The following is a 13,909-nucleotide window of genomic DNA, read 5'->3' as shown; positions in this document are numbered from 1 at the left end:
GGCTTCAGTCCGCACCCGCGGCCCGCTCGACGTACGTGACCGCCGCCGTTGGCGAGTCGACGGCCTCGACGCCGTCCACGTCGTGCGTGTCGATTCCGGCCACCGGACGGCCCTGCGCGAGTGCGAGCCCGATCTCGGAGAGCGTGCCCCCCGCCCCGTCGACCGCGACCGCGGCATTCCCGTTCATGACGACGAGGGCGTTACGCGCGTGGCCGAGCCCCGTCGCGATCGGCGTCGTGACGTGGGGGTTGGCGTCTCTCCGGTCGTCGGTCGGGAGGATCCCGATCGTCTCGCCGTCGGCCGCCCGGGCCCCGCGACAGACAGCCGCCATGACGCCGCCGAGGCCCCCGCAGACCACGGCGTGGCCCCGCTCGGCGAGCCGCTCGCCGAGGGCCTCCGCGACCGCCGCCGTCTCCGGACCGATCGTACTCCCGCCGATGACGCTGACGCGCATGGCCCGTCGGTGGGTCCGGCGCCGGGTAAAATCGGTCGGTCGCGGGCGGGAGGGGCGTCGAGACGGGCTCCCCGCCGATTCTCGTCGTCGAGACGCCCACTGAAACCCTTATCCCTGCCGGCCGTGAATGAGGGCTATGACGTACGATACCGTCGTGTTCGACAACGACGGTGTCCTCGTGGGCCGCACGCGCTTCGACGTGCTCCGGGATGCGACCCGGAACGCGTTCGAGGAGTGCGGCGTCGAGGAGCCCGATCCGGACGACGTAGAGCAGATGACCATCGGTGCGACCCCCGGTAGCGTCGGCACCGTCTGTCAGACGTACGACCTCGACCCGGGGTCGTTCTGGCGGACGCGCGACGACGTGGTGTCGCGGGCCCAACAGCAGGAGGCCCGTCAGGGACGCAAGACGCCGTACGACGACCTCGACGAGCTCCAGGACCTCGACGTCCAGATGGGGATCGTCTCGTCGAACCAGCAGGCAACCGTCGACTTCCTCGTCGATCACTTCGACGGGTTCGACCGGATCGGCGCCGCGTACGGTCGCGAGCCGACGATCCACTCGCTCCAGCTCCGCAAGCCGAACCCCCACTACATCGAGCAGGCGCTCGGCGACCTCGACGCGGACAACGCCCTGTTCGTCGGCGACAACGAGTCCGACGTGCGCGCCGCCGAGAACGCCGGGATCGACTCCGCGTTTATCCGCCGTCCCCACCGCCGCGACTGGGAACTGAACGTCTGGCCGACGTGGGAGATCGACCGGCTCTCCGACCTCCACGACATCGTGGAGTGAGGCCGAGCCCCTTCCGAGCGTCCGCTTTCCGGCAGCGACGCGTCGACGACGACCGCGGGCCGCGTCCGGCGATGAAGCGTTTAAATCGCATGGTGCGTAACTCGCCTCCGTGACCGACTCGCCCCCGTGGGCCGACCTCTTCGGCCATCCCGAACCGTACCCCGAGCAGGCCGACGGCATCGACGCCGCCGTCGACGCCGCCGCGGACGGCGGCTTCCTCGCCCTCGAAGGCGCCTGCGGGACGGGGAAGACGATGCTCGCGCTCACCGCCGGGCTCGACCGCGTCCGCGACCCCGACTCCGACTTCGAGCGGGTCTTCGTCCTCACCAGCGTCAAACAGCAGCTGCGCCAGTTCGAGACGGATCTGCGGGCGGTGAACGAGAACCTGCCGAGCGACTACGACCCCGTCTCTGGTCTCACCCTCGTCGGGAAGGCCGACGTCTGTCCGTACGCCCGCGAGAACCGGGGCGGGATCGACCGCGAGAACGTGTACGAGCGCTGCGAGGGGCTCCGCGAGCGGACCCGGAACCTCGTCGGCGACGGCGGCGCGACGACGACCGCGAACCTCGTGAGCGAGGCGCGGAGCCAGCAGGTGGGACTCATGGACTCGGGGTCGGCGGGACCCGCCGGCGGGACTGCCGCCGCCGACTCGGGCGCGCCCGACGCCGACTACCTCTCCGTCGACGGCGAGCCGACGCCGTATCGCCCCGACACGGAGGAGTACGACGACGTGGAGTTCTGCCCGTTCTACGCCGGCTTCCTCGACGACCTGCCGGAGGACGGCGAGCCCGCCGAGGCGGTCCCGTTCGACGTGACCGAGCTCGGCCACGTCGACGCCGACGAACTCGTCCGGCTCGCGGCGGGCCACGGCTCGTGTCCGCACTCGATCATGGGCGCGCTCGTCCCCGAGGTCGAGGTCGTCATCGGCAACTACTATCACGCGTTCGATCCGGTGACCACGGGGACGTTCACCGGCGCGCTCCTCGACGACTCGACGTTCGTCGTCTGCGACGAGGCGCACATGCTCGAACCGCGCGTCCGGGACCTCGTGAGCGACGCCGTCGCGGACGCGAGCCTCCGCGACGCGGAGAACGAGCTCACGCGCGTCGTTCAGCCCCTCTCGTTCGAGAGCGCGGGCGCCGAGTCGGACGACGCCGCCCTCGTCCGCGGCGAGCTGGAGGACGCGGACGTGACCGTCGAGGAGATCGAGGCGGTCCGAGAGTTCTACGCCGACCTCCGCGGCGAGCTCGACCGCCGCGTGACCGCGCACCTCGACCGCGAGCGCCCCGACTGGCGGGCGTCGATGCGCGACCTCGACGACGAGGAGATCCCGCTCCGCGACCCCGAGGAGCCGGGCGAAGACGCGATCACCGAGTGGGCCGACGGCGAGGGGTACGGCGAGCGCGTCTGGGCGCGCGCCGAGCAGGTCGGCGCGGTCGTCAAGCGCGTCCTCGACTCGCTCGAAGACGAGGACAAGCAGCGCGCCGCGCCCGGGGTCGGCCGCACCCTCAACGCCTGGTATCGCCAGGGACACACCGACTTCTTCCGCGCGATCGAGCTCGAACGCACGTTCGACGAGACGGAGCCGCCGGACTCGTGGCGGCGCGCGTACAACGCCCGCCTCGCGCTCCACAACTGCCTTCCGAGCGAACCGATCGGCGACCGGCTCGCCGAGTTCGGCGGCGGCGTCCTCATGAGCGCGACGCTGGAGCCGATGGACCTCTTCCGCGAGGTGACCGGACTCGATCACCTGGCCGAGCGCGGCCGCCCGGTCATCGAGCGGACGTACGGCCTCTCGTTCCCCGAGGAGAACCGCGCGAGCCTCGCGGTCGACGCGCCGAAGTTCACCCACCAGAACCGCGGCGCGCCGGGGGAGGAGAACCCGACGCGGCTCGCGCACCTCGACGCGACGACCGCGGTCGCGCGCCGCGACGGGAACGTCCTCGTCGGCACCCCGAGCTACGCAGAGGCGACGTGGATGGCGGAGTCGCTCTCGGCGCGGCTCGACAAGCCTGTCCTCTTAGACGAGTCCTCCGGCGACCGAGAGACGGAGTCACTGAAGGACGACTTCTTCGCCGGCGACGGCAAGGTGCTGGTGACGAGCCTCCGCGGCACCCTCACGGAGGGCGTCGACTACCGCGGGGACCGGCTCTCGGCGGCCGTCGTCTGCGGCGTCCCGATCATCAACACGGCGCGACCGCAGACGCGGGCGGTAATCACCGCCTACGACCGCCGGTTCGAGTCCGGCTTCGAGACGGCCCTGACGGTGCCCGCCGTCAGAAAGGCGCGGCAGGCGGTCGGCCGCGTCATCCGCGGACCGGACGAGCGAGGCGTCCGCGTCCTCCTCGACGCCCGGTACGCCCGCGACTCGTGGAACGCGGTCAGGGAGTACCTGCCCGATCACGAGCGGGAGGAGTACCAGCCGGTGAGTCCGGACATGCTGGATGTCGCGCTCGACCGGTTCGAGTCGCGCCGGTAGCCGGTGACTAACAGCGCGTTCAATGCGAGTAGGGAGCGCGTTCAATGCGAGTAGGCAGCGCGTAACTACGTCTCCGGGGAACGTGTGTCAACGTATGGAACCACCATCTCCCGGCGAACTGTACCACGTCGTCTGTCGCGAGTGCCCCTTCGAACGGCTGATCGGAATCGCGGGAGACGCGGACGACTACGGCCGCAACCACGCCGCAGACACCGGTCATCGAGTGGTGATCGACCGGGTCGAGTGAGTCTCGGCTCGCCCGGCCCGACGGTCTCGAGCGGGCCCGGTCACCCCGGCCAAGGCGTTTGAACGACCCTCAGACGACGTTCGAGTCGATGTCGCGCGGGAAGTTCGTGAGCCGCTCGGTCCCCGACTCGGTGATCGCCACCGTGTCGGAGTGTCGGTAGCCGTACTCGTCGGTGTACAGCCCGGGCTCGATCGTGTACACGTGGCCGGGCGCCATCACGGCGTCGTCGCCGTCGTAGCGCTCGTCCCAGCCGCGGTCGATGTACGGCGGCTCGTGGGCGCCGAGCCCGATGTTGTGGCCGACGTGGTGTTGCGCCAGGTCGGTCACGCCCTGTTCCTCGAGGTAGTCCCAGACGACCCGATCGACCTCGGCCACCGGGACGCCGGGACCCAAGGCGTCGATCGCGAGCGTCTGCGCTTCCAGCATGAGCTCGAAGTAGTGCTCCTGTTCGTCGGTGTAATCGCCGACGAACATCGTCCGTTCTAACTCCGAGCGGTAGCCGTCGACGTTCGCGGTCGCGCCCGTAACGAGCACGTCGCCCTCGGAGAGCCGCTCGTTCGGGGTGTGCCCGTGCGGGAGCGCGGTCTCCTCGCCGGAGATGTAGCCCGCGTGGACCGGCCCGTCGCCGCGGACGCGGACGCTGTAGGCGTCGCCGAGCGCGTCGAGCATAGCGCGCGACGCCTCCGTGGACGCGCGCTGCGAGACGGTCGCCGGGTGCGCGCCCGGTTCGGAGAAGTCGGCGAGGTAGCGGTGGCCGAGGTTCGCCCACTTCGCGGACTCGCGAATCAGGTCGACCTCTGCGTCGGACTTCGCCCAGCGCATCCGGTCGACCCACGCTTGGGCCCTGACGTCGACCGAGTCGGAAAACGCGGGCCCCTCGTACCCCATCACGCCCGGCGGGCCGTCGGCGTCGGCGGCTATCGTCTCGGCGCCGAGGTCGCGCAGCATCTCGACGGCGACCGAGACGGGCTCGCCACCGGGATAGTCGAAGTAGTGGTGGACGGCGTCGATCCGCGGGTTGGGCTCGACGCGCTCGACCTCCAGCCTCGGAACGGTTATCTCGACGCGGTCGTCGGTGACCGCGAGGACGACCGGCCGCTCCGTCTGGATGTGGTGGAAGCCGGTGAGGTACTCTATCGCCGTCGCGCCGACCCACGTCGCGGCGTCGGCGTCGGTGTCGGCGAGCCGGTCTCGGACGGCGGCGAGCCGGTCGTCGAAGGCCGACTCGGGAAGTCGCGTGGCCATGGCTCAGGGATGTGCGAACGCGCGCATAAAAAGTCGGGTAGCGGAACGCGAAGTACGGGCGTCTTCGGCGCCGGCTCAGCTCTCGCGGCGAGCGAAGGCGAGGTTGCCGGAGACGTTCTTGATGTAGGCGGTCACGGTCTCGCCCTCCTGCGCGCCGGGGACGAAGATGGTGTACTCGCCGCGCTCGGCGACCCCGTCGCCCTTGCGGCCGGTGCCGACGATCTCGAGCTCGTAGGTGTTGCCCGACTCGACGGCGTCCTCCTGCCGCTGGGTGTCGGAGGTGTTCTGCTTCGCCACCGGTCGGAAGGCCCCGCAGGCCTCACAGCGGAGCATCGGCGTCCGGTTCTCGGTCTCCAGTCGCGTGTCGGGGAGGCCGCACTCCGAGCAGGTGACGAACGACTCGATGTACGAGTCGATCGCGGCTTGGAAGTCGCGCTCGCGGAAGTTCCCGCTGTAGCGCGCGCGGCCGTCCTCGTACTGCCCGGCCGTCCCGAGCTCCTGCTGTATCTTCGAGTGGACGTGTTCGGGGTCGCGGCTCAGCGCGTCGGCGATCGCGGAGAGGTTCGTCAGTCGCGTGAACGCCCCGTCCTTCTGCGTTTCGGGGTCGGGTACCGACAGCCGCTCGTCGGAGCCGCCGAGGTCCGGCACCTCCTCCATCGCGCGGTCGAGGCTCGATTCGTAATCCATACGCGGTGGAACGACAGCGCGACGGAAATCGCTTCCGGGTTCGGAGCGGCGGCCCGGAATGGACCCGGTACTAGGAGAGTGGCAGTCGGCCAGAAGTAGCGGGAGGTAGATTTGAACTACCGATCTCCGGGTTATGAGCCCGGCGGAATCTCCTGGCTATCCCATCCCGCTATCGTAGCACAATCGCGTGTGACTGTTAAGGGTTCTGATCCCGCCGCCGGTGTGCGATTCGTCCACGCGTCTGCGCCGTTCGCGTTCCCCCGAATCGGTGCCGCGGGGACGTTCGATCACTCCTCGCTCGCGGCTTCGCCGTCCTCCGCTCGCGCCGCGATGGCCCTGATCCGTACTCGCAGCGCGAGAACCGCATATCCATCGCTGAACACCGATCCGACGGACCCGTCGATCACTTCCCGACGGTCCGCGGCCGAGCGTAAAAATGATCCCGGGACCGCCCCTCCATTGCGTCGGCCGCAAACAATTTCACACATCATAGATAGTGATAGACGATGTACAAGCCGCTGTTGACGACGGACTTTCTGGACCGGGCGCGACGCCACTACGCCGACGAGGAGGCCGTCCTCGCGGTCGACGGGACGCGGTACACGTACGCCGAACTCGGCGACCGCGCCGACCGCTTCTCCGCCGCGCTTCAGGCGCGCGGGATCGAGAAGGGCGACCGGGTCGCGGTGTTGGACCCGAACACGCACTACCACTTGGAGGCCGCCTACGGCGCGATGCAGGTCGGGGCGATCCACGCCCCGCTGAACTACCGGCTTACGCCGGACGACTTCTCGTACATGCTCTCCGACGCCGGAGTCGACGCCATCTACGCCGACGCCGAGTACGCCCCGAACGTCGAGGCGATCCGCGACGAGGTGCCCACGGAGACGTTCCTCACGAACGACGCCGACGCGGTCGAAGGCGACTGGGAGTCGTTCGACGCGGCGCTCGACGACGCGGACCCGGACGCCTACGAACGGCCGGCAATGGACGAGGACGACGTGATCACGATCAACTACACCTCCGGCACCACCGGCGACCCGAAGGGCGTGTGTCGGACCCACCGGGCCGAGACGCTCCACGCGTACCTCATCTCCATCCATCAGGAAATAACGGACGACGACGTGTACCTCTGGACGCTACCGATGTTCCACGTCAACGGCTGGGGCCACATCTACGCGATCACCGGGGCCGGCGCTCGCCACGTCTGTACCCGCGGGGTCGACGTCGCCGAGACGTTCGACCGGATCCGGAGCGAGGACGTGTCGTACTTCTGTGCGGCGCCGACCGTCCTCAACATGCTCGGCGACCACCACGCCGAACACGGCGGCGCGACGGCCGGCGACAACGACGTGCGGGTCGCCACCGCGGGCGCGGCGCCGCCGGAGGCGACGATCCGCACCGTCGAGGAGGAGTTCGGCTGGGATCTCAAACACGTGTACGGCGCGACCGAGACGGGGCCGCTGATCACCACCTCCGACGCGAAGCGCCACTTCGAGGCGGACTCGGACGACCGCTTCGCCGTGAAGAAGACGCAGGGGATCGGCTACCTCGGCACCGACGTACGCGTCGTCGACGAGAACGGTGAGGACGTGGCCGCGGACGGCGAGACGATCGGCGAGATCGTCGTCCGCGGTAATCAAGTGATGGACCGCTACTGGAACAAGCCCGAGGCCACCGATGAGGCGTTCTCCGAGCGGTTGGAGGGGTACTACCACATGGGCGATCTGGCCGTCGTCGACGAGGACGGGTTCGTCTCGATACAGGACCGCAAGAAGGACATCATCATCTCCGGCGGGGAGAACATCTCCTCGATCGAACTGGAGGACACACTCTTCGAGCACGACGTCGTCTCCGACGTGGCCGTGATCCCCGCGCCCGACGAGCGGTGGGGCGAGACCCCGAAGGCCTTCGTCGTCCCCGAGGGCGGTGACCCCGACGACGCGGGCGCGACGCCCGAGGAGCTGAAGACGTTCGTCCGCGAGCGCGTCGCGGACTACAAGACGCCGGGCGAGGTGGAGTTCGTCGCCGAACTCCCGACCACCGCGACCGGCAAGATCCAGAAGTACGAACTGCGCGAGCGCGAGTGGGACGAGGAGGACCGGATGGTCGGCGAGGGATAACCGGCGCCTCTCCCGCGGTCGTACGAGAAAAGAAACCGTTCAGACCTCTTCGACGCCTTTCGGCTCTGCTTCGTCGGCGTCGTCCGCTTCGCCGGTCTCCGCCTCGGCGCCGCCGGAGTCGCCCAGTCGGTCCGTGTCGATGCTGACGCCCGGAGGAGTCACCACGAGGAAGCCGCGGAAGTGCATCAGCTCGCCGTCCATCTCCTTCACGTCGCGCGCGAAGGGGGCGGCGAGCTCGTTGAGGTCGCCCTCGATCGACAGCACCAGCGTGTTCCCGTAGTCGACGCTGCGGACCCACTCCTCCGGGTCGGTCGTGCCGTCCAGCACGCCGAGGACGACGTCGCCGGCCGCCGCGAACGCCTCGTCCATCTTCTCCTCGGCGTCCCGCAGGTCGAGGTCCCAGTCGCTCATACGTGGTCGTCGACAGGCGGCGGCAAAAACGTTCGGACGCGCGCCGCGTCTCCGCTCCGAGCCGCCGTCCGGTCGCGGAGTGGTTAAGTACGCACCGACCCCAGCGATAGGCATGGAACGTACGCGGCGGTCCCTGCTCGCGGCCGGGGCCACGGCCGGCGTCGTCGGTGTCGCCGGCTGTCTCGGCGGCGGAGGCGGCGACGGAAACGGCGGCGAACTCAGCCTCGACACGGGGTCGTACGACTGCTCGCTCTCTGAGCCGACGGACCCCAACCTCGACTACCGGCCGACGCTCGGGGACCCGGACGCGGACGTGGTCGTCCGGGCGTTCGAGGACTTCACCTGCGGGCACTGCGCGACGTACAACCTCGACCACTTCCCGACGATCCGAGAGGAGTACGTCGACCCCGGACGGGTCCGCTACGAGCACTGGGATTTCCCGATCCCGGTCAACGAGCGGTGGGCTGTCCCGGTCGCCAGCGCGGCCCGCGGGGTCGGGATCCGTCACGACGACGAGGCGTTCTTCGAGTTCGCGAAGGCGGCCTACGAGTCGCAGGGAAACTACAGCGGCGAGGCGCTCGGGGCCGCCGCCGAGACCGCCGGCGCGGACCCTTGTGCGGTGTTGTCCGACGCGGAGTTCTCCACGTACGAGGCGGCTACGCAGGACGACAGGTCGGAGGGCTCGTCGATGGGCGTCGAGGGGACGCCGACGATCTTCGTGAACGGCGAGCCGGTAGAGGGCGGGTACGCCGCCGAGACGGTCGCCGCGGCGATCGACGCCGAACTCTGAGGCGCGTGACGGCCCCGACCGGACCCGAGTCGTGAGGGGACTCTCCGGCCGATACTCTGCGGAGCGTCGGTCTTTTGCCCGTTCGTCCCGTCGTACCCGCAGATGAGCGACGGCGATTCCTCCGCCGCGACCGCGGCCGGCGGCGACCGCGCGGCCGAGATCGACACCGCCGGAGCCGCGGCCGACGCGACCGACCGCCGCCGGCTCGGCGCGGTCGTCCTCGCGGTGCTGATCTCGCAGGTCCTCCTCTACCCGGGCGTGCCGGACCTCGTCGTCGCGCTCGGCGCCCCGGCCGGCATCGACGCCGGGATGTGGTTCCTCGTCGCGGAGTTCGGCGCGTTCGTGACGTTCGCGGTCGTCTGGGGCGCGCTCTCGGACGCGCTCGGGACGCGAGTTCCGCTGATCGTCACCGGCGCGCTCGGCGGCGCGGCCTCCTACGTCGCGCTCGCGTCGCTGCCGGGACTCGGGCTCGGCTTCGGGGCCGCGCTCCTCGTCAGGGTCGTCGGGGGCGCCCTCACTATCGGCGCGTTCTCGCTGTCGATCACGCTGTTGATGGACCTTCGCGGCGGCAACGGCCGGAACATGGGGACCGCCGGGTTCGCCATCGGCCTCGGTGCCGCGGTCGGCTCCGTCGTCGGCGGTTCGCTCGCTGGCCTCGGCGCGCTGTACCCGGTGTACGCCGGGGCGGTCGTGCTGGCGGCGGCGGGGCTGTTGGCGGCGACGGTCGACGACCGAAGGAGGACCGCGGCCGCGAACAACTCGGAGGCGAGCGACTCGGGGGCGAGCGACTCGGCGAGTGAGACCGACGGGGGCGGCTTCCGGGACGTGCTCGCCCGCGCCCGGACGACGCCCGGCCTCCTCGTCCCGCTCGCGTTCGGCTTCGTCGACCGACTGACGGCGGGCTTCTTCGCTTTGGTCGGCGTCTACTACTTCCAGGACCCGGCGACGTTCGGGCTGTCAGCGGCCGGCGCGGGCGCGACCCTCGCGCTCTTCTTCGTCCCGTTCGCGCTCCTCCAGTCGCCGTTCGGCGCGCTCTCGGACCGGATCGGCCGCTTCCTCCCTGTGGTGGCCGGGTCGCTCGCGTACGGCGTCGCAACGGTCGGCGTCGGCGTGGCGCCCGCGTACCCAATCGCCGCGGCGCTGATGGTCCTCGTCGGCGTCTGCGGCGCGCTGATGGCCCCGGCGACGATGGCGCTCGTCACCGACCTCGTCGAGCCGGAAGTGCGGGGCGCGGCGATGGGGCTGTTCAACGTGTTCGGCTCGCTCGGCTTCCTCGCCGGTTTCCTCGTCGGCGGGAGCGCCACGGGCGCGTTCGGGTACACGCCCGCGTTCCTCGCGGTCGGCGGACTGGAACTGGCCATCGCGCTCGCGCTGCTCCCGGCGGTCCGGTCTCTCTCGCCCGGCGCGGGCGTGATCGGTCGACTCGGCGCGGAGGGGTGAGACCGACCGACCCCCCCGGCCCGGAGCGTCGCGTCGGGAGTCCTGCCGAGTCGGATCCCACCGCGCCCCAATCTCCGTCGCGTCCGAGCCTCCGTCGCGTCTAAGCCTCCGGCGCGTCCGATCCCTCGCCCGCTTCGAGGCGAGTCCTTTTAACCGGCGCGTCACCTCCGTTCGCGTAACCGATGGACCTCCTCGTGGTCGGCGCCGGCGAGATCGGTCGCTGGGTCGCCGACACCGTCTCGGCCGACGCCGCGCCGGTCGACGCGACCGTCGCGTTCGCCGACCGCGACCCGGCCGTCGCGGCCGACGCCGCCGCGGACCGCGACGCGAGAGCGGTCGCCGCCGACGGGGACACCGCCCACGACGCCGTCTGCCTCGCGGTGCCGATGTCGGCGGTCCCCGCGGCGGTCGAGGCGTACGCGCCCCGCGCGGAGCGGGCGATCGTCGACGTCTCCGGCGAGATGACCGACGCGCTCGCGGCGATGCGCGAGCACGCCCCCGGCCTCGAACGCGCGAGCTACCACCCGCTGTTTGCCCCGCCGCGCGTTCCGGGGAACGTCGCGGTCGTCGTCGACGAGGGCGGCCCGACGGTCGACGGGCTCACCGACTCGGTCCAGGCGGGGGGCAACGACGTGTTCGAGACGACCGCGGACGAACACGATGCGGCGATGGAGACGGTCCAAGCGGGCGCGCACGCCGCGGTGCTCGCGTGGCGGCTCGCCGCGGACCCGGTCCGCGAGGAGTTCCACACGCCGGTGTCGGCCGCGCTGGAGGAGGTCGCCGACACGGTCACCGAGGGCTCGCCCGCGGTGTACGCGGAGATTCAGCGCGCCTTCGACGGCGCGGACGGGGTGGCCGACGCCGCGGCAGAGATCGCGGCGGCCGACGACGAGGCGTTCGCCGCCCTCTACGAGCGCGCCCGCGGCGACCGCGAGGGGCGAGACCGGCTGGAGTGAGCCGACGCGAAGCAGACGAGAAACCATGATCGACAGAACCGCGGTCCGGAACAACGCGAACTACCTGCGCAACGTCAGACCGATCGACCCCGAGGAGATCGCCGAGTACATCGAGGGGACGCCGCACCCGGCGGTCGTCCGCGAGACGCTCCGCGAGGAGGCGTTCGACCTCCGGCTCCGCGAGCGCGAAGACGGGGCGTTCGTCCCCGTCGAGGAGTCGCCCGTCGACCCACCGGGCTGGGCCCCGGAGGCGCTTCCGGAGGCGTACGCGTTCGCGGTTGAGGACCTGCTCGTCCGCGAGTACGGCGCCAACTGGCACCGCGGCGAGTCCGGCGACGAGCTCCGCGAGCGGGTCCGCCAGCTGAAGACGGACTACCTCTACGAGAACGAGGTCGAGTACGACCGCGTCGCGGCGCTCGGCTACGCGATCTACCACCTCCCCGCGTACTACGCCACGGTCGGCCACGTCCTCGACGACCTGACCGAGAACGGCCTGCTCGACCGGACGCTCCGCGTCCTCGACGTGGGAGCCGGCGTGGGCGGCCCCGCGCTCGGCCTCCACGACTACCTCCCCGACGACGCGATCGTCGAGTACCACGCCGTCGAGCCGAGCGCCGCGACCGACGTGCTCGACCGGCTCTTGGAGGAGACCGGCCGCAACTTCCGGACGACGCTCCACGAGGCGACGGCCGAGGCGTTCCTCGGTCTCGACGAGGGCGAATCGCCCGCCGCAGCGACCGACGACCCCTTCGACATCGTGATATTCGGTAACGTGCTCTCGGAGCTCGCCGACCCGGTCACGGTCGCCGACGCCGCCCTCGACGCGCTCGCGCCCGACGGGAGCCTCGTGGCGTTCGCGCCCGCCGACCGGAACACCGCGGTCGGGCTCCGGCGGGTCGAACGGGCGCTCGTCGCGTGCGACGGGGACGGCGCCGGCCCGGGACGCGACGCCGAAATGTACTCGCCGGCGCTCCGACTGTGGCCCGACGCGGTCCCGAGCGATCCGGGGTGGTCGTTCGACGTGGCCCCGGACCTCGCGGTCCCGCCCTTCCAGCGCCGGCTCGACGAGGCGACGGCGCGCGGCGAGACCGACGAGCCGGGCGAGTTCGTCAACGTCGATGTCCAGTTCGCTTACTCGATACTCCGCCCCGACGGGCGGCGACGGGTCGACATCGAGGCGAGCGCGGAGCGGTGCGCGCGCATGGCCGAGTCCGAGCGCCACGTCACCGACCGGGTGAACCTGCTTGCGGTGAAGCTGAGCCACGACCTGAGCGAGGGGGACAACGCGCTCTACCGTGTCGGCGACGGCTCGCAGGCGACCGACCACTACCTCGTCTGTACCCGCGAGACCGCGCTGAACCGCGACCTCCGCGAGGCCGACTACGGGTCGGTGGTCTTCGTCGAGAACGGGCTCGTCCTCTGGAACGAGGACGAGGGCGCGTACAACGTCGTCGTCGACGACGAGACGGTGGTCGACCTCGTCGCGCCCTGAGCGGTCGCGGGCGCCGGGTCCGACGAGCCGGACCGCTCCGGCTCAGCCGTTGGCGTACGGTTCAGTCGCTGGCCACCGGTTCGATCAGGTCGGGCGCGTCGACGCTCGGCGAGTTCACCCGCGTCGACACCGGGTGCGCGGTGAGGTCGTCGCTCGGGTACGGGTCGAGCAGCGCTGCGGCCTCGTCGGGGCCCCCGTGGAGCCACGTCTCCTCCTCGCCCGCGTCGGGGTCGAGTATCACCGCCATCCGGTGGTGGAGGTCAGCCACGAGGTCGTTCGGCTCGGTGGTGACGATCGAGAACGTCTCGACCGCGTCCGGTTCGTCGCCCGTCTCGCCGCCCTCAGCCCCGCCGCCGAATGCGCCGAGCCCCGTTTGGGTCGTCTCCGGCGTCGGCGGCTCCCACCGCTCGTAGATCCCCGCCATCGCGAACGGGCGGTCGTCGTCGAACGCGACGCGGTAGGGGGTCTTCCCGCCGCCGCGGTCGCCGCCGACCCACTCGTAGAAGCCGTCGGCGGGGACGAGACAGCGCCGGCGCTCGAAGGCGTCGGCGAAGCTCCGCTTCTCCCGCACGGTCTCCGCGCGGGCGTTGATGAGGTCGAACGACTCGTCCGCCCACGACGGGGTCAGCCCCCACTCCATCCGGGTCGTCTTGCCGGGATCCCGGTCCGCGATCACCGGTAGCGACTGCCCAGGCGCGCAGTTGTAGCTCGGCTCACGGTCGCCGAAGTCGGCGTCGAACCGCGCTTCGAGGTCGGCGGTGGGGGTGAAGAGGGTGTAGCGGCCGCACATAT

Annotated in this window: 13 protein-coding genes and 1 tRNA gene; 8 read left to right on the top strand and 6 right to left on the bottom strand. The window is 70.9% G+C overall.

Annotation, left to right across the window (positions count from 1 at the left end; genetic code table 11):
• Positions 1-4: 4 nt before the first annotated feature.
• Positions 5-454, bottom strand: coding sequence for a TIGR00725 family protein (locus EXE52_RS01230; protein WP_089307807.1), 450 nt, complete (start codon positions 452-454; stop codon positions 5-7).
• 136 nt (positions 455-590) lie between these two features.
• Between EXE52_RS01230 and EXE52_RS01225 the strand changes: the two genes are divergently transcribed.
• The 3 genes from EXE52_RS01225 to EXE52_RS18375 all read left to right on the top strand — a co-directional run bounded on the left by EXE52_RS01225 (position 591) and on the right by EXE52_RS18375 (position 3,973).
• Positions 591-1,247 (top strand): HAD family hydrolase, encoded by a 657-nt coding sequence (locus EXE52_RS01225; RefSeq protein ID WP_049929980.1) that lies wholly within the window; start codon positions 591-593, stop codon positions 1,245-1,247.
• A 109-nt stretch (positions 1,248-1,356) separates the two neighbouring features.
• Positions 1,357-3,726 carry an ATP-dependent DNA helicase gene (locus tag EXE52_RS01220; RefSeq protein ID WP_089307806.1) on the top strand — a complete coding sequence of 790 codons (2,370 nt, stop codon included), beginning with the start codon at positions 1,357-1,359 and terminating at the stop codon, positions 3,724-3,726.
• Positions 3,727-3,820: 94 nt separating this feature from the next.
• Complete coding sequence (locus EXE52_RS18375; RefSeq protein ID WP_167373063.1) at positions 3,821-3,973, top strand: hypothetical protein; 153 nt, start codon at positions 3,821-3,823, stop codon at positions 3,971-3,973.
• A gap of 69 nt (positions 3,974-4,042) precedes the next feature.
• Here EXE52_RS18375 and EXE52_RS01215 read toward each other — a convergent pair whose 3' ends face one another.
• The 3 genes from EXE52_RS01215 to EXE52_RS01205 all read right to left on the bottom strand — a co-directional run bounded on the left by EXE52_RS01215 (position 4,043) and on the right by EXE52_RS01205 (position 6,076).
• Positions 4,043-5,218, bottom strand: a complete 1,176-nt coding sequence (locus tag EXE52_RS01215) for a Xaa-Pro peptidase family protein (RefSeq protein WP_089307805.1) — start codon at positions 5,216-5,218, stop codon at positions 4,043-4,045.
• A 75-nt stretch (positions 5,219-5,293) separates the two neighbouring features.
• The gene (locus EXE52_RS01210) at positions 5,294-5,905 is read right to left on the bottom strand and encodes a translation initiation factor IF-2 subunit beta (protein WP_049929975.1); all 612 of its coding nucleotides are present in this window, start codon (positions 5,903-5,905) and stop codon (positions 5,294-5,296) included.
• Positions 5,906-6,001: 96 nt separating this feature from the next.
• Positions 6,002-6,076: transfer RNA gene (locus EXE52_RS01205), tRNA-Met, on the bottom strand.
• Positions 6,077-6,411: 335 nt separating this feature from the next.
• Here EXE52_RS01205 and EXE52_RS01200 point away from each other — a divergent pair.
• Positions 6,412-8,028 carry a long-chain-fatty-acid--CoA ligase gene (locus tag EXE52_RS01200; protein ID WP_089307804.1) on the top strand — a complete coding sequence of 539 codons (1,617 nt, stop codon included), beginning with the start codon at positions 6,412-6,414 and terminating at the stop codon, positions 8,026-8,028.
• 39 nt (positions 8,029-8,067) lie between these two features.
• On the opposite strand, the gene EXE52_RS01195 is transcribed toward EXE52_RS01200, so the two are convergent.
• Complete coding sequence (locus tag EXE52_RS01195) at positions 8,068-8,439, bottom strand: DUF5779 family protein (protein ID WP_049929972.1); 372 nt, start codon at positions 8,437-8,439, stop codon at positions 8,068-8,070.
• A 112-nt stretch (positions 8,440-8,551) separates the two neighbouring features.
• On the opposite strand from EXE52_RS01195, the gene EXE52_RS01190 reads away from it, so the two are divergent.
• From EXE52_RS01190 to EXE52_RS01175, 4 genes are all read left to right on the top strand, one after another.
• A complete protein-coding gene (locus EXE52_RS01190; RefSeq protein ID WP_089307803.1) occupies positions 8,552-9,229 on the top strand; it encodes a thioredoxin domain-containing protein in 678 nt (225 codons plus the stop codon).
• A 102-nt stretch (positions 9,230-9,331) separates the two neighbouring features.
• Positions 9,332-10,669 (top strand): MFS transporter, encoded by a 1,338-nt coding sequence (locus tag EXE52_RS01185; protein ID WP_241988188.1) that lies wholly within the window; start codon positions 9,332-9,334, stop codon positions 10,667-10,669.
• A 182-nt stretch (positions 10,670-10,851) separates the two neighbouring features.
• Positions 10,852-11,625 (top strand): prephenate dehydrogenase, encoded by a 774-nt coding sequence (locus EXE52_RS01180; protein ID WP_086215328.1) that lies wholly within the window; start codon positions 10,852-10,854, stop codon positions 11,623-11,625.
• A gap of 25 nt (positions 11,626-11,650) precedes the next feature.
• A complete protein-coding gene (locus EXE52_RS01175) occupies positions 11,651-13,117 on the top strand; it encodes a small ribosomal subunit Rsm22 family protein (RefSeq protein WP_089307802.1) in 1,467 nt (488 codons plus the stop codon).
• 61 nt (positions 13,118-13,178) lie between these two features.
• Here the strand turns inward: EXE52_RS01175 and EXE52_RS01170 are convergent, their stop codons facing one another.
• Positions 13,179-13,907 carry an SOS response-associated peptidase gene (locus EXE52_RS01170; RefSeq protein WP_089307801.1) on the bottom strand — a complete coding sequence of 243 codons (729 nt, stop codon included), beginning with the start codon at positions 13,905-13,907 and terminating at the stop codon, positions 13,179-13,181.
• Positions 13,908-13,909: the final 2 nt, after the last annotated feature.

It is taken from the genome of Halorubrum sp. CGM4_25_10-8A, from assembly GCF_005435025.1.
Lineage (GTDB): Archaea > Halobacteriota > Halobacteria > Halobacteriales > Haloferacaceae > Halorubrum > Halorubrum ezzemoulense.
The sequence above is the reverse complement of the archived record's forward strand: the minus strand, read 5'-3'. Positions and strand labels throughout refer to the sequence as shown.

What these genes read in the sequence shown, in the direction of transcription:
- EXE52_RS01230 (WP_089307807.1), bottom strand. Translation starts at nt 454, where the DNA reads ATGCGCGTCAGCGTCATCGGCGGGAGTACGATCGGTCCGGAGACGGCG.
- EXE52_RS01225 (WP_049929980.1), top strand. Translation starts at nt 591, where the DNA reads ATGACGTACGATACCGTCGTGTTCGACAACGACGGTGTCCTCGTGGGC.
- EXE52_RS18375 (WP_167373063.1), top strand. Translation starts at nt 3,821, where the DNA reads ATGGAACCACCATCTCCCGGCGAACTGTACCACGTCGTCTGTCGCGAG.
- EXE52_RS01215 (WP_089307805.1), bottom strand. Translation starts at nt 5,218, where the DNA reads ATGGCCACGCGACTTCCCGAGTCGGCCTTCGACGACCGGCTCGCCGCC.
- EXE52_RS01210 (WP_049929975.1), bottom strand. Translation starts at nt 5,905, where the DNA reads ATGGATTACGAATCGAGCCTCGACCGCGCGATGGAGGAGGTGCCGGAC.
- EXE52_RS01200 (WP_089307804.1), top strand. Translation starts at nt 6,412, where the DNA reads ATGTACAAGCCGCTGTTGACGACGGACTTTCTGGACCGGGCGCGACGC.
- EXE52_RS01195 (WP_049929972.1), bottom strand. Translation starts at nt 8,439, where the DNA reads ATGAGCGACTGGGACCTCGACCTGCGGGACGCCGAGGAGAAGATGGAC.
- EXE52_RS01190 (WP_089307803.1), top strand. Translation starts at nt 8,552, where the DNA reads ATGGAACGTACGCGGCGGTCCCTGCTCGCGGCCGGGGCCACGGCCGGC.
- EXE52_RS01185 (WP_241988188.1), top strand. Translation starts at nt 9,332, where the DNA reads ATGAGCGACGGCGATTCCTCCGCCGCGACCGCGGCCGGCGGCGACCGC.
- EXE52_RS01180 (WP_086215328.1), top strand. Translation starts at nt 10,852, where the DNA reads ATGGACCTCCTCGTGGTCGGCGCCGGCGAGATCGGTCGCTGGGTCGCC.
- EXE52_RS01175 (WP_089307802.1), top strand. Translation starts at nt 11,651, where the DNA reads ATGATCGACAGAACCGCGGTCCGGAACAACGCGAACTACCTGCGCAAC.
- EXE52_RS01170 (WP_089307801.1), bottom strand. Translation starts at nt 13,907, where the DNA reads ATGTGCGGCCGCTACACCCTCTTCACCCCCACCGCCGACCTCGAAGCG.